The sequence below is a fragment of the Agrococcus sp. GCM10030265 genome (assembly GCF_042666675.1).
Classification (GTDB): domain Bacteria; phylum Actinomycetota; class Actinomycetes; order Actinomycetales; family Microbacteriaceae; genus Agrococcus.
Genome location: NZ_JBHTCZ010000001.1, coordinates 19,246 through 40,958 on the forward strand (window position 1 = coordinate 19,246; position 21,713 = coordinate 40,958).

The following is a 21,713-nucleotide window of genomic DNA, read 5'->3' on the forward strand; positions in this document are numbered from 1 at the left end:
TTCGTTCGTCATGGCCACTGCCTCGAGGATTCGAGGTTCACGCCGTTGCCCTGGATGCGGACCGTGGCGGTGCCGCTGAAGCTCGAGTAGCAGAGTCCGCCGTGCGGCTGCCCCGCGCTGGGGAAGCTGTGCGTGTTGCCGTTCTGCCCGAGCTGCACCTGCCCGCTCTGGAACTGCGGGTTGCCGGTGGACGTGTTCGAGTGCAGGCACTGGTAGCTGTAGGTGCCCGCGGGGAAGTTCGACCACTGGATCTGGAAGAAGTAGCACGCGCCCCCGCGTCCGTCGCTGCACGTGCTGGCCGTCTCGAACATGGGACCACGCAGGAGCGTCAGCGACGGTGCCGGCAGCGCCTGCCCGCACGATCGGCCGAGGGCGCTCTGGGTGCCCTCGGTGTCGACGGCCATCACCTGGATGCACGCCTGCTGCCCGGGCTGGAACTGCATCCGCAGGCTGCCTGCGGTCGGCGGCTCGCTGCGCCATTGGTTCGGGTCGTCGTTGAGCGAGTAGCGGATCTCTGCGAGCGGGCGACCGTTCGTGCCGTTCGGCCCCCAGTGGAACGTCACCTCGTTGACGCCGCCGTCGACGCGCGAGGTGGGTGCAGGCGGCGGGCCGAAGGGCGCCGACTGCACCGCGTTCGACCGCGGGCTGTCGTAGCGCACGCCCTGCACCGTCGAGAACGCGCCGATCGTGATCGTGTACGGGTTCTGCCTGTTGGCGAGCGGCAGCTGCCCGTTCGCCGGGATGAGGCCTCGGTCGGCTCCGCCCTCGAACCAGTGGTACTCGATCTCGTTCGCGTTGGCGCCGTTCGTCGGCCCCGCCGTCCAGCTGATGCGTGCGAACCCGTCGCCGTCGGCGACGCTGTCGATGCGCGGCGCCCCGGGGGTCGTCGCGTCGCGCACGCCGTTCGACGGCGCAGACGCCGGCGACGACCCCTCCGAGTTCACGGCGACGACCGTGAACGTCAGGGTCACGCCCGTGCCCGCGGGCAGCGCGCCGCTGCCGAAGGTGGCCGACGTGGCGCCCGCGCCGTTCACCTGCTGCGCCGCTCCGGCGGGGTTGCCGTTCGCGAGCGGCTGCACGACGTAGTGCGTGATGGCTGCGCCGTTGCTCTGCGTCTGATGCTGCGCCCACGTCACCGTGACCTGGGGGTAGCTCGGGATGCCGTCGTCGCGCGTCGCGCTCACGCCTGTGACCTGGAAGGGCGGTCCGGCCGGGAACTCGGCCGCCGACGGCGGGCTGAAGTCGCTCGGCTCTGGCGCCTCGTTGTACGCCTGCACGCGGAACGTGTAGCTCGTGCCGTTCGTGAGCCCCTGCCAGACGTGGCTCGTCGCGCCGCCTTCGAGCACGACCGTCGGCTGGCCGTTCGCGGGCGGCGGGCTGATCTCGAGCAGGTAGCTCGTGATCGCCGAGCCGCGGTTCGCGGGCGCCGCCCATGTCACGGTCAGCTGCCCGTCACCACGCTCGGCGCGCGGCGCAGCCGGCGGATCGGGGCGCACGTCCGGGCGCGCATCCGACGACGCGGGCGACGGATCGGAGTCGCCGACCTCGTTCGTCGCGACGACCGTGAACTGATACGTCTGATCGTTGACGAGCCCCTGCAGCGTGCACGTCGTCGACGCGCACGCCTGCGAGAACGCTCCGTCCGCGCTCTGCACCGTGTAGCCCGAGATCGGCGCGCCGTTCGCCGACGGTGCCGCCCACGACAGCGTCACCGTCTGGTCGCCGACCGACAGCACGTTCGGGCGGATCGGCGCCTCGGGGCGCCCCTTGACGTTGAGCACGATCTGCCCGGTCTGCTGCCGCTGCACCGTCTCGGTCGCATCCTGCACCGTGTAGCGCACCGTGAGCACGCCAGAGAAGTCGCCGCCTGGCGTCACCGTGACGGTCGAGCCGTCGGTGTCGGCCGTCGCGTCGCCGCCGACGACGGCCGTCTCGACGATCGTGAGCGGCGCCTGCCCCTCGAAGGGGTTGTAGTCGTTCGCGAGCGCGGGCACGCTCGTGGCGATGCCCTGCGTCGCCTCCGCGGTGTCGGCGCGCAGGATCGCGAGCGGCTCGGTCGAGATGACGACCGTCGCGACGAACGTCGCCTGCGCCGCGTTGCCGTGCGGGTCGGTGGCCTCGATCGTGTACGACACGCTCGTGCCGACGTTCGCGTCGACGGGAGCCGAGAGCCGCAGCGTCTGCGCGTCGACCGAGGCGTCGACCTGGTCGGACGATCCGCCGACGAGCTCGTAGTCCATGCCGTCGATGTCGCCGGGGTCCGGGTCTCGCGTGGCCGACGTGAGGTCGAACTCGACCTCGTCGCCCTGCGGCACCTGCAGCGCCGTGCCGCTCATCGTCGGCGGCACGACCGACGACGGGCGCACGAGCAGGGCGATCGAGAGCGTCGCCGTGTTGGCGTCGGCGCTCGAGGCATCCGTGCCGTCGGTCACCTCGAAGCTGAGGGTCGCGGGGCCCGTGTAGCCGGCGATCGACGTGTACGACAGCGTGTCGACGTCGACGACGAGCGGGTCGCCGTTCCAGTTCGTGGCCGACACCGTGTCGCCGGACGTGATGCGCGGGCTGTTCTGCGAGACCTCGACGAGCTCCGAGAGGTCGAACTCCTCGGCGATGCCCGAGCGCACCTCGTAGACCATCTCGGGGTCGCGCAGACGCGGCACGGGGTCGGTGGCGACGGGCACGAAGACGAACGCCTGCGCGCGCTCGCCGTCGGGGTCGGTCACGCGGTACGTGACGACCTGGAAGGTCTCCTCGCTCGGCGTGACGCGTACCTCGTTCGCCGCGGTGACGGTGCCGTCGCCCTGCAGCACCTCGACCTCGAGCGCATCGGGGCTGCCGTCGGGGTCGAGGTCGTTGTCGAGCACGGGCACCGCGATGGGCTCGCCCGCCACGACCTCGATGGCGGGCACGACGTCGTCGACCGCGACGGGCGGCTGCGGATCGGCGTCCTCGGACACCGTCACGAGCACGACGCCCTGGGTGGAGGCGCCGCGACCGTCGCTCACGCGGTAGCGCAGCTCGTATTCCCCCTCGTCGTCGGGCGAGACGAAGTCGACCGTGCTGCGCTCCTCGTCGATCGTCACGTCGCCGAGCTCGGGCGAGACATCCGAGATGCCGTCGAGCTCGAGCACGAGCCGGTCGCCGTCGGGGTCGAAGTCGTTCGCGAGCACCGGCACGGCGATCTCGCGGCCCGGGCGCACCGTGACCTCGTCGCGCTCGGCGTACGGCGCCTGATTCAGCTCGGGCGGCGGCGCGATGCCGATGACGACCGCGGCCGTCGCCTCGGCACCCCAGCGGTCGCGCACGCGGTACGTGAACGTCGTCGAGCCCGCGCTGCCCTCGTGCGCCTCGTAGACGAAGAAGCCGTCGCCGGTCTCGCTGATGCGCCCGGCATCCGGCGCGGTGTCGTAGCCGACGAGCTCGACGCCGTCGCCGTCGGGGTCGATGCCGTCGAGCGGGATGGGGATGCTCACGGCGTTGCCCTCGACGACGCGGGCCGTGACGGTCTCGGCGATCGGCGGGTCGTTGTCCTCGCCGCGCTGCACGACCGTGACGTCGATCGTAGAGGTGGCGACGCCGCCGTGCACGTCGCTGATCTCGTACACGAGCCGCACCGACGACGGCCCGCCGACGGGCACGAAGACGCGCACCATGTCGCCGTCGACGAACGCGCAGCCCTCGGCGTCGTCGCCCGCGACGTCGCAGCCGTCGTCGCCCGTCGCGAACGACGTCTCGACGAGGCGCGGCGTCACGGTGAGCTCGAGGTTGTCGGGGCTGAAGTCGTTCTGCAGCACGGGGATGGAGACGAAGTCGCCCTCGCGCACCGTGGCGGTGTCGGCCACGGCCGTCGGCTGCGCCGGCTGGTCGGGCGGTGGCACGGGGATGATGACGACCTGGCCCGTCTCGGTGAAGCGTCCGTTCGAGACGGTGTACGAGATCGTCGTCTCGGTCGTGATGCCCTGGGTGTCGGTGAGGCGCAGCACGCGTCGCTCGAGCAGCTGCGCCGAGATGGGCACGCCGTCGACGCGCACCGACTGCACCACGAGCACGCCACCCGAGGGGTCGACGTCGTTCGCGAGCAGGTCGACGAGCGTCTCGCCGAGCTGCGGCAGCAGCGCGATGTCGCGCACCGCGACGGGCCGCGCCTCGTCGTCCGCCTCGCGGATGTCGACGCGGATCTGCCCGGGCTGCGACGACGCGCCCGCCGAGGCGAGATAGGGCACGTAGTACACGCCCACCGTGTCGCTCGACACCGTCACGAGGCCGGTCGCGGCATCCCACGTGCCCTGCAGCTGCGGCACGGACTCGAGCGAGACCTGCGAGAGCCGCGCATCCTGGGTGCCGGGCACGTAGTCGTTCGCGAGCGGCTCGAGCGACACCTCCTGCCCGACGGTCGCCGAGACGAAGTCGGCGTTCGGCTGGATCTGCGCCGTGTTGCGCTCGAGGACGGTGACCGCGATGGATCCCGTCGCGACCTCGCCGCGCGAGTCGACGATCTCGAGCTCGACGCTCGTCTGGCCGGGCGCGCCGGTCGCGGTGTAGAGGATGCGGCCGGCGGGCGAGGCCTCGATCTGGTCGCCCGAGGGGCTCGTGGCGGAGGCGAGGTAGAAGTCGTCGCCGTCGGGGTCGAACCAGCCCTGCAGGCCCGGGTACTCGAAGCGCGCGGTCTGCTCGATCGTGAACGACTGCTCGAAGAGCGGCTCGGGCGCGCTGTTCTCCTCGGGCGCGCGCACCGTGACCGTGACGGTCGCGGTGTCGCTGCCGCCCTTGCCGTCGATGACCTCGTACTCGAACGAGATCACGCGCTCCGAGAACGACTGCGGGATGGAGATCTGCAGCTGCGAGTCGTTCGCGATGGGCGCCACCGTCACGCCCGACGGCAGGTCGCTCACGACGCGCGCAGTCAGCACGTCGCCGTCCTGGTCGGAGTCGTTCGCGAGCACGGGCAGGATGCTCGCGCGGCCCGGGCGCGCACCGAGCTCGTCGTCGGTCGCGACCGGGTCGTGGTTCTCCTGCGAGGGCGGCGGGATCGTCTGCTGCAGGGAGTCCTCGAGCGACTCGTCCTGCTCCTCCGACTCCTCGTCGCTCGGCGGCGGCAGGAGGTCGTCCCAGTTGTCGACGAGCACGACCTCGTCGGTCACGAGCCACGACTGGCCCGTCTCGAACTGGTTGAGCACGACGAGGCCGCGGTTGACGCGGAACGTCGCCGCCTCGGAGAAGCCCTCGATCGGCAGCTCCTCGTCGCGCGACGAGTCCTGGCACGAGCGCACGAACTCGCCCGACGAGGGGAAGGCGGCGTAGAGGCAGCCGCCGAGCTGCACCGGCGCGACGACGGGGCCGTCGCCCGAGCCGAGCGACTGCTGCACGAGCTCGCCCGTACCGAGCGGCTGCCGCAGCAGCAGCTCGCTCGTCGCGAGCAGCACCGAGGTCGCGCCGTCGCCGACCTGCTGCAGCACGGCGCCCTCGGGCACGTCGACCGAGCGGCCGGGCAGCAGCAGGCGCTCGCCGGCGAGCGCGACGACCTCGTCGCCCACCATGGTGATCGAGACGTCGTCGGCGCCGTCGAGGCCGTCGCGCGCCTCGCGCTCGGGGTCGCGGAAGCCGCCCTCGTCGTCGACCTGCCATGCCTGCACGGCGCCGTCGTCGGGGGCTGCGACCGCGACCGTGCCGTCGAGGCCCACCGCGAGCGCGGCACCCTCGCCGACCTCGGCGAGCGGCTCGGTCTCCTCGGCGTCGAACGCGCCGACCTCGGCGACGGGCATCGCCCACAGCTCGCCCTCGGGCGACAGGATCGCGATGGTGCCGCCGCGCTGCTGCACCTGCGCATCCGGATGCAACGCGACGGTGCCGCCGAGCACCATGGATGCCGGGTCGATGTCGATGAGCGCGCCGTCGCCGTCGCGCAGGAAGACGTCGTCGCCGTCCTGCAGCACGTCGAACGACGACGACCCCGACGGCACGAAGAACCCGCCGTCGAGCTCCTGCGCCTGCACGTTGAGGTGCCCGACCTGCGCGTCGCTCGTGCGGGTGACCCACACGCCGCCGTCATGCAGGTCGACGTCGGTCTGCGTGAACCCCTCGTACGTGAAGGCGAGCACGCCGAGCGCGACGGTGGCTGCGGCGACGACGGCGACCGATGCGGTCGTCCTCCGACGCCGCTTGATCCACCGCAGCACGCTCACGCTGGCCCCCTGAACGCTCGAACCTCACGATCATGCCGCACGATGCATCCGCGGGCCTGGACGCGGGCTGAGCCGGGCGCCGGGTCGCGCGTGGGAGTCCGCGATGGAGCCTCAGCCCGGGGTCGAGGCCGACACGTACTCGGCGCCCTGGTAGTAGAAGGTGATGCGGTACGGGCCGCCGCGCTCGCTGATGCAGAAGGTGTACTGGCTCTCGGGCGACGTGCCGTCGGCGCTGCCGAAGGTGTGCGGCTGACGCCCGCTGCGGATCTCGCCCTGGCCGTCGAAGCACTGGTACATGAACTGCACGCCCGTGGGCATGTTGCTCCACGACACCACGAAGTTCGGCGCGGTGTTGCCGTTCTCGGGCGACGTCACCTGCGGTCCACGCCGCAGCGAGATCGACGGATCGGGCACGCGCGCCGAGTCGCTCGCCGTCGTGGTCTGCGCACCGTGCCCCGGCTCGGCGGCGCCCGTCGATGCGCGCACCTCGATCGTCACCTGCTGCCCTCGACCCGCCGGAACGGTCCGCGAGCCATCCGCCGCCACTCGCTCCCACGCGCCGCCGTCGATGCGGATCTCGACCGTGACCGCGCGGCCGTTCTGCGCGGGTCCGCGCCATGACACGTCGACCCCGTCGACACGGGCCGTCGCCGTGGCCGACGGCGCACCGATCGGGCCGTACGGCGCCGCCTGCACGCGGTTCGACTGCGGGCCGGCGTAGGTGATGCCCTGCACGGTCGACACCGCGCGCACGACGATGCTCGCGCCCGGCGGGGTCTGGTTCGCGATCGGCACCCGGCCGCCCGTCGACGACACCGTGCCGCGCTGCGATCCGTTGACGAGCACCTGGTACTGGATCTCCTCCGCGCGCGCACCGTTCGTCGGGCCGGGCTGCATCGCGATGTCGGCCCATCCGTCTCCCTCGGTCACGGTCGTGATCGTGGGTGCGCCCGGCGTCGTCGCATCGCGCACGCCGTTCGACGGTGCCGAGGCCTGCGACGGCCCGACGTCGTTCGTCGCGACCACGGTGAACGCGTACGTCGACCCGGACGAGCCCGGCAGCGCGCCGGCGCCGAAGACGGCGCTCGTGGCCGCCGCACCCGGCACGGTCTGCGCGAGCCCCGGCTGCGGCGCGCCGTCGCGCACGGGCGTCACGGTGTAGCTCTGGATCGCAGCGCCGTTCGACTGCGTCTCGTGCTGATCCCAGGTCACGACGATCTGCACGTTGTCGGGGATGGACTGGTCGCGCGTCGCGGCGACGCCCGTCACCGGGAAGGGCGGGCCAGCCGGCGTCGCCGTCGCCGAGGCGGGGCTCCAGTCGCTCGGCTCGGGCGCGTCGTTGTAGGCCTGCACGCGGAAGGAGTAGGCGGTGCCGTTCGTCAGGCCCTGCCAGACGTGGGACGTCGCCGCGCCCTCGATCTCGACGATGGGCTGGCCGTTCGCGGGCGGCGGGCTGATCTCGAGCAGGTAGCGGGTGATGGCCGAGCCGCGGTTCGCGGGCGCGGCCCACGTCACGGTCAGCTGCGTGTCGCCACGCTCGGCGCGCGGCGCAGCCGGCGGATCGGGGCGCACGTCCGGGCGCGCATCCGACGACGCGGGCGACGGATCCGAGTCGCCGACCTCGTTCGTCGCGACCACCGTGAACTGATAGGTCTGATCGTTGACGAGCCCCTGCAGCGTGCACGTCGTCGACGCGCACGCCTGCGAGAACGACCCGTCGGCGCTCTGCACCGTGTAGCCCGAGATCGGCGCGCCGTTCGCCGCGGGCGCCGCCCACGCCAGCGTCACCGTCTGGTCCCCCACCGACAGCACGTTCGGGCGGATCGGCGCCTCCGGCCGGCCCTGCACGTTCAGCACGATCTGGCCCGTCTGATGCCGCTGCGCGTTCTCGGTCGCATCCTGCACCGTGTAGCGCACCGTGAGCACCCCGGAGAAGTCGCCGCCGGGCACGACGCTCACGGTCGCGCCGTCGGTCGACGACTCGCCGATGCCACCCACCACGGCGGTCTCCAGGACGCGCAGCGGCGCCTGGCCCTCGAAGGGATTCCAGTCGTTCGCGAGCACCGCGACGTTCGATGCGACGCCCTGGGTCGCCTCGGCGACGTCGTCGCGGATGATCGCGAGCGGCTCGTTCGAGATCACGACGGTCGCGACGACCGTGCCCTGGACCTCGTTGCCGTGCCGGTCGCGCACGCCGACCGTGTAGGACACCGTCGAGCCGACGTTGGCGTCGACGGGCGCCGTCAGCGTCATGACCTGCCCCGACACGTCGGCGTCGACCTGGTCGGATGCGCCACCGAGCAGCTCGTACTCCATGGTCGGCAGGTCGTCGGGATCCGGGTCGCGCGTCGCGGAGGTGAGGTCGAACTCCACGCTGCCGCCCTGCGGCACCTGCAGCGCAGCGCCGTCGAACGTCGGCGGCACGGCCGACGACGGCCGCACGAGCAGCGCGATCGACAAGGTGGCGACGTTCGCATCGGGATCGGACTCGTCGGCGCCGTCGGACACCTCGAACGACAGCGTCGCAGACCCCGTGTAGCCCGCCTCCGACGTGTACTGCAGCGTGTCGACGTCGACGACGAGCGGGTCGCCGTTCGCGTTCGTCGCGCTCACGCGGCTCGCTGTCGTGATGCGCGGGCTGTGCTGCGACACCTCGACGAGGTCGGCGAGGTCGAACTCCTCGGAGACGCCCGATCGCACCTCGTAGACCATGCTCGGATCCGACAGACGAGGGGCGAGGTCGCGTGCGATCGGCACGAAGACGAACGCCTCGGCGCTCTCGCCGTCCGGGTCGGTCACGCGGTACGTGACGACCTGGAACTCCTCCTCGCTCGGCGTCACGCGGATGCCGTCGGCCGCCTCGTCGCCCGCGCCCTGCAGCACCTCGACCTCGAGCGCGTCGGGGCTGCCGTCGGGATCGAGGTCGTTGTCGAGCACGGGCACCGCGATGGGCTCGCCGACGACGACGTCGGCAGCCGGGACCACGTCGTCCACCGCGAGGGGCGGCTGCGGAGGAGCGTCCTCGGACACCGTGACGAGCACGACGCCCTGCGTCGAGCCGCCGCGGCCGTCCGAGATGCGATACCGCAGCTCGTACTCCCCCGTCGCCTCCGGCGACGTGAAGTCGACGGTGCTGCGCTCGTCGTCGATCGCGACCTCGCCGAGCTCGTCGGACGCATTCGAGATGCCGTCGTCCTCGAGCGTCAGCACGTCGCCGTCGGGATCGAAGTCGTTCGCGAGCACCGGCACCGCGATCGCCCGGTCGGGCTGCACGAGCACCTCGTCGCGCTCGGCGAAGGGGCTCTGGTTGACCTCCGGCGGCGGTGCGATGCCGACGACGACCGCCGCCGTCGCCTCGGCGCCCCAACGGTCGCGCACGCGGTAGGTGAACGACGTGGTGCCCGCGCTGCCCTCGTACGCCTCGTAGACGAAGAAGCCGTCGCCGACCTCGACGATGCGCCCCTCGTCTGGGGCCTCGTCGTAGCCGACGAGCTCGACGCCGTCGCCGTCGGGGTCGACGCCATCGAGCGGGATCGGGATCGAGACGCGGTTGCCCTCGACGACGCGCGACGTCACGGTCTGCGCGATCGGCGGGTCGTTGTCGGCGCCGCGCTCGACGACCGTGAGGTCGATGGGTGCGGATGCGACGCCGCCGTACTCGTCGCTGATCTCGTAGACGAGCCGCACCGAGGCCGGCCCACCGACGGGGACGAAGACGCGCACGTCTTCGCCGTCGACGAACGCGCATCCCTCGGCATCCTCGCCGGAGACGTCGCAGCCGTCGTCGCCGGCGGCGAAGGTCGTCTCCACGAGCTCGTCGGACACCGTCAGCTCGACGTTGTCCGGGCTGAAGTCGTTGTCGAGCACCGGGATGGAGACGAAGTCGCCCTCGCGCACGAGCGCCGTGTCCGCGACGGCCGTGGGCTGCGCCGGCTGGTCCGGCGGCGGCACGGGGATGACGACGACCTGCCCCGTCTCGGTGTATCGGCCGTTGGAGACGGTGTACGAGATCGTGGTCTCGGCCGACAGGCCCTGCGCGTCGACGAGGCGGAGCACGCGACGCTCGAGCAGCTGCGCCGAGACCGGCACGCCGTTCGCCGTCACCGACTGCACGACGAGCACCCCGCCGGAGGGGTCGACGTCGTTGGCGAGCAGGTCGACGAGCGTCTCGCCCAGCTGCGGCAGCAGCGCGATGTCGCGCACGGCCACGGGCCGCGCCTCGTCGTCGGCCTCGCGCACGTCGACGCGGATGCGGCCGGGCTGCGACGAGGCGCCCGCAGACGCGAGGTAGGGCAGGTAGTAGGTGCCCGGCGTCTCGCTCGAGAGCGTCACGATGCCCGTGTCGGGGTCGAGCGAGCCCGTGAGCTGCGGCGTCTGCTCGAACGACACCTGCGCGACGCGCGCATCCTGCGTGCCCGGCACGTAGTCGTTGGCGAGCGGGTCGATCGACACCTCCTGGCCGATCGTCGTCGAGACGAAGTCGGCGTTCGGCACGATGTCGGCCGTGTTGCGCTCGAGGACCGTCACCGCGATCGTGCCCTGCGCCTCGCCGCCGCGCGAGTCGGCGATGAGGAGGTCGACGACGGTGGGCCCGGGCGAACCGGTCGCCGTGTACAGGATGCGACCGGCGGGCGACGCCTCGATCTGGTCGCCGGAGGGGCTCGTCGCCGAGCGCAGGTAGAAGTCGTCGCCGTCGGGGTCGTACCAGCCCTGGAGGCCGGGGTACTCGAAGCGCGCGGTCTGCTCGATCGTGAACGACTGCTCGAAGAGCGGCTCGGGCGCGGCGTTCTCCTCGGGCGCTCGAACCGTGACGACGACCGTGGCCGTGGCGGTGCCCTCGCGACCGTCGTCGACCTCGTACTGGAACGTGATCGTCCGCTCCGAGAACGACTCCGGGATCTCGAGCTGCAGCTGCGAGTCGTTCGCGATGGGCGACACCGTGATGCCGGATGGCAGCTCGCTCACGACGCGTGCCGTGAGCACGTCGCCATCCTGGTCGGAGTCGTTCGCGAGCACCGGCAGGATGCTCGCCCGCCCCGGGCGCGCGCCCAGCTGGTCGTCGGTGGCGACGGGGTCGTGGTTCTCGGCCGAGGGCGGCGGCACCGTCTGCTGCAGGATGTCCTCGAGCGACTCGTCCTGCTCGTCGGACTCCTCGTCGCTCTCCGGCGGGATGAGGTCGTCCCAGTTGTCGACGAGGACGACCTGGTCGGTCACGAGCCACGACTGGCCGCTCTCGAACTGGTTCAGCACCACGAGGCCGCGGTTCACGCGGAACGTCGATGCGCCCTCGAGCCCCTCGATCACCTGCTCCTCGTTGCGCGAGGCATCCTGGCACGTGCGCACGAAGCGGCTCGCCGACGGGAACGCGGCGTAGACGCAGCCGCCGAGCTGCACGGGCGCCACGACGGATCCGTCGCCATCGCCGACCGACTGCTGCACGAGCTCGCCCGGGCCGAGCGGCTGCCGCAGCAGCAGCTCGCCCGTCGCGAGCATGACCGACGACGCGTCGTCGCCGACCTGCTGCAGCGCGGCCCCCTCGGGCACGTCGACCGTGCGCCCCGGCAGGAGGAGGCGGTCGTCGGCGAGCGCGACGGCCTGATCGCCCACGAGGGTGATCGACACGTCGCTCGCACCCTCGAGCCCCTCGCGGGGCTCGCGGGGCTCGCGGGTCGGCTCGGCGAAGGCGCCGTCGTCGTCCGGCTCCCACCGCAGCACCGCGCCCTCGTCGGGCGCCGCGACCGCGACGGCCCCGTCGAGCCCCACCGCGATCGCGGCGTCGTCGCCGACCTCGGCGAGCGGGTCGACCTCCTCGGCGTCGAAGGCGCCGACCTCGGAGACCGGCATCGCCCACAGCCGACCCTCGGGCGACAGGATCGCGAGCGTGCCACCGCGCTGCTGCACCTGCGCATCCGGATGCAGCGGCACGCTCGCCCCGAGCACCATCGACGAGGGGTCGATCTGGATGAGGGCACCGTCGCCGTCGCGGAGGAACACGGCGTCACCGTCCTGCAGCACGTCGAACGACGACGACCCGGATGGCACGAAGAACCCGCCATCGAGCTCCTGCGCCTGCACGTTGAGGTGGCCGACCTGCGCGGAGGAGGTCTTCGTGACCCAGACGCCGCCATCGTGCAGGTCGACGTCGGTCTGCGTGAAGCCCTCGTAGGTGAACGCGAGCACGCCGAGGGCGACGGCAGCGGCCGAGACGACGGCGATCGACGCGGCCGTCCTGCGACGCCGTCGCACCCATCGCAGCACACCCACGTGTCGCCACCCCCCGAGACCGTCGGACCCGACGATCATGCCCTACCGCGAGCCTGCCGCGCTGAGCGTGGCCTGGGGGCTCACGCAGCGAGGCCCGCCGCACCGGACGGTGCGACGGGCCTCGTCGGGCGCGTGGTCAGGCGCGCGTCGCCTCGTACTCCTCGAGCCTGCGCGACTGCTCGGCCTCGTACTCCTCGAGCGCCTGCTTGTTGCGGGCCTTCACGCGGCGGCCGCGCCGCGCGACGATGCCGCCGAACCAGATCGGCACCTCGCGGGCGATGAGGAAGGTCACGATCGCCGTCGGTGCCAGCAGCAGCTGGCCGAGATCCGAGACGCCGAGGCTCGCGAGGCCCGTGACGTCCCACACGTTCGACTGCGTCTCGAGGTACGCGCCCGCGACGTGCGCCGCGTAGGCGAGCAGCGCCACGATGAAGCCGCCGAGCACGTGCGCCCACCATCCGGCGCGGTTCACGATGAGGGTCGTGATCCAGTAGGCCACGAAGAACACGGCGACCGGCAGCAGCCACGAGGGCCGCAGCCACAGCGTCTGCAGCGCGTCCTGCAGCACGAAGTCGCGGTCGAAGAGGTACTGCACCGCGAGGAACACGGCTGCCAGCAGCGCAGCGAAGACGATGGTCGACAGCAGCACGACGAGGAAGCCGACGCCGCGGGCGCCCTTCTTGCGCGGCGGCGTCGCCGTCTCGACCAGCACGATGGGCGTGCCCGTCGCGGCGGCACGCGCCGTCTCGTCGTCGACGGAGATGGATCCGATGCGCTCGGTGCGCTCGGTGCGCGGGGCCGTCGCCGTCGCGGTCGACGTCTCGTCGACCTCGAACTGCGGCTCGCGATCCTGCTCGGGCAGCAGCGCGGTCTGCGTCGGCATCGCCTCGGTGGGCGTGGGCTCCTCGACGCGCGCCGCCGGTGCGGGCTCGGTCGGCTCCGGGGCCCCGACGATCCCCGCGAACGGGGCGGTGTCGGCGAGGTCGGGCCGCGGCTCGCCCCGCAGGCTCAGGCTCGGGCGCCGCGGCTCGACGAGCTCGGGCGGGTCGCTGCGCGGCGTGTCGTCGCGCGTCTCGAGGGCGCGCGTCGAGGCGAGCGCGTCGGCCGTCGCGGGATCGGTCGTCCTGACCTCCGCCGAGTGCTCGACGGGCTCGTCGGGTGCCTGCTCGAGCGAGGACTGCTCGGACTCGGCGTCGTGCGACGGGCCGCGCAGCGCCGACGGCGCGATGACGGTGGGCTCGATGGAGCCCCCGCCGGCCTCGTCCCACGTGCGCTGCCAGTCGTCGGCCTCGTCGCGCGGCGCGTCGGGCTCGGATGCGTGCGCGGGCGCGTCGCCCTGCGCGGGGAGCTGCTGCGTCGGCGCATCGCCCGCGGCGTCCTGCGCGGGCATCTGCTGCGTCGGCGCGTCCTCGACGAGCGACTGGTGGGCGTCGTAGTCGGTCACCGACGTCGAGGCGTCCTCGGCCGACGAGTGCGGCTGCACCCCGTCGGCATCGCCCTGGCGGCCGTCGCGGTTCATGGGGTCGCTCATCGATACGCTCCTTGGTCCGTCGCGCAGCGGGCTGCGCTGACGGCCGAGCCTAGCCAGCGCTCGCCATGCGCCCCGGGAGGCACGCCACGCCTCCGCAGAGTCCACCCGTGCGCGCGCCGAGACGCGGAAAGGCCGCACCTCGCGGTGCGGCCCTCCTCACGTGGGATCGATCGATCAGCGGTAGACGCCCGGCTCGTCGCCGAACGAGTCGCCCGAGGTGAACGAGTCGAAGTCGACGAAGTCGAGGTCGCCGTCGCCGAACGACGACGAGTCGCCGAACAGACGGTTCGGGTACCGCTCAGCCTTCGCCTCCTCGGTCGCCTCCACCTCGACGTCGCGGTACCGGTGCAGACCGGTGCCCGCCGGGATGAGCTTGCCGATGATGACGTTCTCCTTGAGGCCGACGAGGGAGTCGGTGCGGCCGTTCAGGGCCGCCTCCGTGAGGACCTTCGTCGTCTCCTGGAACGAGGCGGCGGACAGCCACGACTCCGTCGCGAGCGACGCCTTCGTGATGCCCATGACCTCCTGGCGGGCGGACGCGGTCTTCTTGCCCGACGTCAGCGCCGCACGGTTGAGGTCGTTGTACCGCATGCGGTCGACGAGCTCGCCAGGCAGCAGGTCGGTCTCGCCGTGGTCGACGACGGTGACCTTGCGGAGCATCTGACGGACGATGACCTCGATGTGCTTGTCGTGGATCGGCACACCCTGCGAGCGGTAGACGTCCTGCACGCCGGACACCAGGTGCTTCTGCACCTCGCGCACGCCGCGCACGCGCAGCACCTCCTTGGGGTCGACGGTGCCGACCTGCAGCTGCTGGCCCTGCTCGACGTGGTCGCCATCGGCGATCATGAGCGTGGCACGGCGCAGCACGGGGTAGGCGATCTCCTCGCTGCCGTCGTCGGGGACGATGACGATGCGCTTCGACTTCTCGTCCTCCTCGATGCGCACGCGACCCGCGAGCTCGGCGATGGGCGATGCACCCTTCGGCGTGCGGGCCTCGAAGAGCTCCGTCACACGGGGCAGACCCTGCGTGATGTCGCTCGCGCCCACCGATCCACCGGTGTGGAAGGTGCGCATCGTGAGCTGCGTGCCGGGCTCGCCGATCGACTGGGCCGCGATGATGCCGACGGCCTCGCCGATGTCGACGAGCTTGCCCGTCGCGAGCGAACGGCCGTAGCAGGCCGCGCAGACGCCCGTGGCGGACTCGCAGGTCAGGACCGAGCGGACCTTGACCTCCTCGACGCCTGCCGCGATGACGGCGCTGATCTGCACGTCGCCGAAGTCGGAGCCTGCAGCCGCGATGACGGTGCCGTCGGGGGCGACGACGTCGGCAGCGAGCGTACGGGCGTAGACCGACGACTCGACGTTCTCGCCGCGCACGAGGACGCCGTCGATGACGTCGCCGATCGGCATGTCGAGACCCTTCTCGGTGCCGCAGTCCTCCTCGCGGATGATGACGTCCTGCGACACGTCGACGAGACGACGCGTGAGGTAGCCCGAGTCGGCGGTACGGAGGGCCGTGTCCGCCGAGCCCTTGCGAGCACCGTGCGTGGCGATGAAGTACTCGGCCACCGACAGCCCCTCGCGGTACGAGGAGATGATCGGACGGACGATGACCTCGCCCTTCGGGTTCGTCACCAGACCGCGCATGCCCGTGATGTTGCGGACCTGGATCCAGTTGCCGTTGGCGCCTGCCGTGACCATGCGGTAGATCGAGTTGTCCTCGTCGAAGGCGTCCTGCGTCGCCTTCTGGACCTCGTTCGTCGCGTTCGTCCACAGCTCGGTCAGGTCCTGACGACGCTCGGCATCGGAGATGAAGCCGTTGTCGTACTGGTCCTGGATCTTCTCCGCCGCGACCTCGGCCTTGGCGACGATCTCCTTCTTCTCCGCCGGCGTGATGACGTCGGAGAGCGCGACCGAGATGCCCGAGCGCGTCGCCCAGTGGAAGCCGGCGTCCTTGATCTTGTCGAGCGTCTCCGCCACGACGACCTTCGGGTACCGCTCCGCGAGCGCGTTGACGATCAGCGAGATGACCGGCTTGGTCGTCGCCTCCTGCACGAACGGGAAGTCGTTCGGCAGCGTCTCGCTGAACAGCGCACGGCCCAGCGACGTCTCGAGCACGAACGGCTCGCCGTCGACGAAGCCCTCGGGACGGTCCTGCTCACGGAAGTGCAGGCCCTCCATGCGGATGCGCACGAGCGCACCGAGGTCGAGCGACCCCTGGTCCATCGCCATGATCGCCTCGGCGACCGACGAGAACGCACGGCCCTCGCCGAGCGCGCCCGGCTTCAGGGTCGTGAGGTGGTGCAGACCCGACACGATCTCGTGCGTGGGCAGCGTCACCGGACGGCCGTCGGACGGCTTCAGGATGTTGTTCGACGCGAGCATGAGCACGCGAGCCTCGGCCTGCGCCTCCACCGAGAGGGGAAGGTGCACGGCCATCTGGTCGCCGTCGAAGTCGGCGTTGAACGCCGAGCAGACGAGCGGGTGCAGCTGGATGGCCTTGCCCTCGACGAGCAGCGGCTCGAACGCCTGGATGCCGAGACGGTGCAGCGTGGGTGCACGGTTCAGCAGCACGGGGCGCTCGGCGATGATCTCCTCGAGGACGTCCCACACCTGCGGCTTCGAACGCTCCACCATGCGCTTGGCGTGCTTGATGTTCTGCGAGTGCTGCAGGTCGATGAGGCGCTTGATGACGAACGGCTTGAACAGCTCGAGCGCCATCTGCTTGGGGAGGCCGCACTGGTGCAGCTTGAGCTGCGGGCCGACGACGATGACCGAACGGCCCGAGTAGTCGACGCGCTTGCCGAGCAGGTTCTGACGGAACCGGCCCTGCTTGCCCTTCAGCATGTCCGAGAGCGACTTCAGCGCGCGGTTGCCCGTGCCCGTGACGGGACGGCCACGACGACCGTTGTCGAACAGGGCGTCGACCGCCTCCTGCAGCATGCGCTTCTCGTTGTTCACGATGATCTCGGGAGCACCGAGGTCGAGCAGGCGACGCAGACGGTTGTTGCGGTTGATGACGCGACGGTAGAGGTCGTTCAGGTCGGAGGTCGCGAAGCGGCCACCGTCGAGCTGCACCATGGGGCGCAGCTCCGGCGGGATCACCGGCACGACGTCGAGCACCATCGCAGCCGGGTTGGTGCCCGTCTGCAGGAACGAGTTGACGACCTTGAGGCGCTTGATCGCACGGATCTTACGCTGGCCCTTGCCCTCGGCGATCTCCTTGTGGAGGTTCTCGCCCTCGGTCTTCAGGTCGAACGCGAGCAGGCGACGCTTGATCGCCTCCGCACCCATGTAGCCCTCGAAGTAGTCGCCGAAGCGGTCGACGAGCTCGTGGAAGACGGCGTCCTCGGGCTTGAGGTCGCCGACCTTCAGCGAGCGGAAGTCGTCGAACACGCGCTCGAGGTGCGCGATCTGCTCGTCGGTGCCCTTGCGGATCTGCGCCATCTCGCGCTCGCCCGCGTCGCGCACCTTGCGCTTCTGGTCGGCCTTCGCACCCTCCTCCTCGAGCTGGGCGACGTCGGTCTCCAGCTGCTGGAGGCGCTCGGCGATGGCCGCGTCGCGGCGCTTCTCGAGCTCGGCCATCTCGAGGCGGATCTCCTGCTCGATGCCGGGGAGGTCCTCGTGGCGGCCGTCCTCGTCGATCTCGATGATCATGTACGCCGCGAAGTAGATGACCTTCTCGAGGTCCTTCGGCGCCATGTCGAGGAGGTAGCCGAGACGGCTCGGCACGCCCTTGAAGTACCAGATGTGCGTGACGGGCGCGGCCAGCTCGATGTGGCCCATGCGCTCACGGCGCACCGACGACTTCGTGACCTCGACACCGCAGCGCTCGCAGACGATGCCCTTGAAGCGCACGCGCTTGTACTTGCCGCACGAGCACTCCCAGTCCCGCGAGGGACCGAAGATCTGCTCGCCGAAGAGCCCGTCCTTCTCGGGCTTCAGCGTGCGGTAGTTGATGGTCTCCGGCTTCTTCACCTCGCCGTGCGACCACTTGCGGATGTCATCCGCCGTCGCCAGGTTGATCCGGAGCTCATCGAACGTGGTTGCGTCGATCAATGCTTGCTTCCTGTCAGTTCTGAATCTTGGGGCGGCCGGTTCAGATCTCGTCGATCGACGAGAGCTCCGGGCGGGAGATGTTGATGCCGAGCTCCTCGGCCGTGCGCAGCGCCTCGTCCTCGTCGTCACGCAGGGTGACGACCTCGCCTGCGGCGTTGAGGACCTCGACGTTCAGGCAGAGCGACTGCATCTCCTTCATGAGGACCTTGAAGGACTCGGGGATGCCGGGGTCGTGGATGTTCTCGCCCTTGACGATCGCCTCGTACACCTTCACGCGGCCGACGATGTCGTCGGACTTCACCGTGAGGAGCTCCTGGAGCGTGTAGGCCGCGCCGTATGCCTCGAGCGCCCACACCTCCATCTCGCCGAATCGCTGGCCACCGAACTGCGCCTTGCCGCCCAGCGGCTGCTGGGTGATCATCGAGTACGGGCCCGTCGAGCGCGCGTGGATCTTGTCGTCGACGAGGTGGTGGAGCTTCAGGATGTACATGTAGCCGACCGAGATCGGGTACGGGTACGGCTCGCCCGAGCGACCGTCGAACAGTCGGGCCTTGCCTGAGCCGTCGATGAGGCGGTCGCCGTCGCGCGTCGGGAGCGTCGAGTCGAGGAGACCGATGATCTCCTCCTCCGTCGCACCGTCGAACACGGGGGTCGCGACCTTCGTGCCGGGACCGGCCTTCAGGATCTCCTTCGGCAGGTTCTTCGCCCACTCGGCCTGCTCGTCGGCATCCCAGCCCGTCGCCGCGATCCACCCGAGGTGGGTCTCGAGCACCTGGCCGAAGTTCATGCGCTTCGGGATGCCCAGCGGGTTCAGGACGATGTCGACGGGCGTGCCGTCGGCGAGGAACGGCATGTCCTCCTCGGGCAGGATCTTCGCGATGACGCCCTTGTTGCCGTGACGGCCGGCGAGCTTGTCGCCCTCGGTGATCTTGCGCTTCTGCGCGATGTAGACCACGACCTTCTCGTGGACGCCCGAGCCGAGCTCGTCGTCGCCGTCCTCCGCGTTGAAGTGCTTCACCGCGATGACGGTGCCCTGCTCGCCGTGGGGCACCTTGAGCGACGTGTCGCGCACCTCGCGGCTCTTCTCGTTGAAGATCGCGCGGAGCAGGCGCTCCTCGGCCGACAGCTCGGTCTCGCCCTTCGGCGTGACCTTGCCGACGAGGATGTCGCCGGGGCGCACCTCGGCGCCGATGCGGATGATCCCGCGCTCGTCGAGGTCGGCCATGAGGTCGAGGCTCACGTTGGGGAGGTCACGGGTGATCTCCTCCTTGCCGAGCTTCGTGTCGCGCGCGTCGACCTCGTACTCCTCGATGTGGATGGACGAGAGGACGTCCTCCTTCACGAGGTTCTGGCTGAGGATCATCGCGTCCTCGTAGTTGTGGCCCTCCCACGGCATGAACGCCACGAGGAGGTTCTTGCCGAGCGCGAGCTCGCCGTTCTCGGTCGCGGGGCCATCGGCGATGACCTGCCCGACCTCGACGCGGTCGCCCGCGGACACGATGACGCGCGTGTTGTACGACGTGCCCTGGTTCGAGCGGTCGAACTTGCGCAGGTAGTAGTCCTGCGTGCCGCCCTCGTCGAGCTGGATCGTGACGACGTCGGCCGAGACCTCGGCCACGACGCCCGCCTTGTCGGCGGTCACGACGTCGCCGGCGTCGATGGCCGCGAAGCCCTCCATGCCGGTGCCGACGAGCGGCGAGTCGCTGCGGAGCAGCGGCACGGCCTGACGCTGCATGTTCGCACCCATGAGGGCGCGGTTCGCGTCGTCGTGCTCGAGGAACGGGATGAGGCTCGTCGCGACCGACGCCATCTGGCGGGGCGAGACGTCCATGTAGTCGACGTCCTCGGGCGCGATGAGCTCGACCTCGCCGCCCTTCTTGCGGACGAGGACCTTCTCGCTCGTCAGCCTGCCGTCGGCGTCGAACGGCGAGTTCGCCTGCGCGATGACGTGCTCGTCCTCCTCGGAGGCGGTGAGGTAGTCGATCTTCGCGGTGACGACGCCGTCGACGACGCGACGGTACGGCGTCTCGATGAAGCCGAACGCGTTGATGCGGCCGAACGTCGCCAGACGACCGATGAGGCCGATGTTGGGGCCCTCGGGGGTCTCGATCGGGCACATGCGGCCGTAGTGCGAGGGGTGGACGTCGCGGACCTCGACGCCTGCGCGCTCGCGCGACAGGCCGCCGGGGCCGAGCGCCGACAGCGTGCGCTTGTGGGTCAGGCCCGCGAGCGGGTTGTTCTGATCCATGAACTGCGACAGCTGCGACGTGCCGAAGAACTCCTTGATCGCCGCCGACACGGGCCGGACGTTGATCAGGGTCTGGGGCGTGATCGCCTCGATGTCCTGCGTCGACATGCGCTCGCGGACCACGCGCTCCATGCGGGCGAGGCCCGTGCGCACCTGGTTCTGGATGAGCTCGCCGACCGCGCGGATGCGACGGTTGCCGAAGTGGTCGATGTCGTCGGTGTCGAGACGGACGTCGACGGCCTCGCCCTTGCGCTGACCCGGGAGGGTCTGCTCGCCCGCGTGGAGCGCGACGAGGTACTTGATCGTCGCGACGATGTCGTCGACCGACAGGACCGAGTCGCTCATCGGCACGTCGATGCCGAGCTTGCGGTTGATCTTGTAGCGGCCGACCTTCGCGAGGTCGTAGCGCTTCGGGTTGAAGTAGAAGTTGTCGAGCAGCGCACGCGCGGCCTCGGCGGCGACCTGCTCGCCCGGACGGAGCTTGCGGTAGATGTCGCGGAGGGCGTCCTCCTTCGACATCACCGGGTCCTTCTCGAGCGTCGCGAGGATCGACTCGTAGCCTGCGAACTCGCGGGCGATGTCCTCGGTCTCGAGGCCGAGGGCCTTGAGGAAGATCGTGACCGACTGCTTGCGCTTGCGGTCGATGCGCACGCCGACGGCGTCGCGCTTGTCGACCTCGAACTCGAGCCATGCACCACGGCTCGGGATGACGCGAGCCGAGTAGACGTCCTTGTCGGAGTTCTTCTCGGGCGTGCGCTCGAAGTAGACGCCGGGCGAGCGGACGAGCTGGGACACGACGACACGCTCGGTGCCGTTGATGATGAACGTGCCCTTCTCGGTCATGAGCGGGAAGTCGCCCATGAAGACCGTCTGCGACTTGATCTCGCCGGTCTCGTGGTTCATGAACTCGGCGGCCACGTAGAGGGGCGCCGCATACGTCTTCGAGCGCTCCTTGCACTCGTCGATCGTGTACTTCGGCTCCTCGAGGCTCGGCTCCGAGAAGGAGAGCTGCATCTTCTCGCCGAGGTCCTCGATGGGCGAGATCTCCTCGAAGATCTCCTCGAGGCCGGACTGGCGGGAGACGTCGTCGCGCCCCTCCGCGTCGGCCAGGGCCAGGCGGTCCTGCCAGCCCTTCGAGCCGATGAGCCACTCGAAGCTCTCGGTCTGGAGAGCGAGAAGGTCGGGGACCGTCAGGGTCTCGGGGATCTTCGCGAAGCTCAGACGGGCGGCGCTGCGCCCGGTGATGGCATCTGCCAAGGTGACTACCTCCGTGCCGCATGCGGGTTGCAGCCGCTGCGGGTCGACGTCGTAAGGTGAGGTGCGATCTGGCCCCGATCGCGCTGTGGGCGCACGCCGACCGCAATATGAGGGCATGGGGAAGCCAGAGGCAAACTCCTACGATACGCCGGGGCCATCCGCCTGTCCA

The 21,713-nt window shown here is 70.7% G+C and carries 5 protein-coding genes; all 5 read right to left on the minus strand.

What is annotated here, in order from left to right; all coding sequences use genetic code 11:
• Positions 1-8: 8 nt before the first annotated feature.
• On the minus strand, positions 9-6,182 hold the full coding sequence (locus ACFQPP_RS00075; protein ID WP_376914406.1) for an Ig-like domain-containing protein: 6,174 nt from the start codon (positions 6,180-6,182) through the stop codon (positions 9-11).
• Positions 6,183-6,293: 111 nt separating this feature from the next.
• The gene (locus ACFQPP_RS00080; protein WP_376914408.1) at positions 6,294-12,446 is read right to left on the minus strand and encodes an Ig-like domain-containing protein; all 6,153 of its coding nucleotides are present in this window, start codon (positions 12,444-12,446) and stop codon (positions 6,294-6,296) included.
• 136 nt (positions 12,447-12,582) lie between these two features.
• Complete coding sequence (locus ACFQPP_RS00085; protein ID WP_376914409.1) at positions 12,583-13,977, minus strand: hypothetical protein; 1,395 nt, start codon at positions 13,975-13,977, stop codon at positions 12,583-12,585.
• A 174-nt stretch (positions 13,978-14,151) separates the two neighbouring features.
• Positions 14,152-18,039, minus strand: a complete 3,888-nt coding sequence (gene rpoC / locus ACFQPP_RS00090; RefSeq protein ID WP_376914410.1) for a DNA-directed RNA polymerase subunit beta' — start codon at positions 18,037-18,039, stop codon at positions 14,152-14,154.
• Between the two features lie 40 nt (positions 18,040-18,079).
• Positions 18,080-21,661, minus strand: coding sequence for a DNA-directed RNA polymerase subunit beta (gene rpoB, locus ACFQPP_RS00095; protein WP_376914411.1), 3,582 nt, complete (start codon positions 21,659-21,661; stop codon positions 18,080-18,082).
• Between the last annotated feature and the right edge of the window lie 52 nt (positions 21,662-21,713).

Excerpts from the sequence above, each read along its gene's own strand:
- ACFQPP_RS00085 (WP_376914409.1), bottom strand. The coding sequence starts at position 13,977 with ATGAGCGACCCCATGAACCGCGACGGCCGCCAGGGCGATGCCGACGGG.
- rpoB (WP_376914411.1), bottom strand. The coding sequence starts at position 21,661 with ATGCCCTCATATTGCGGTCGGCGTGCGCCCACAGCGCGATCGGGGCCA.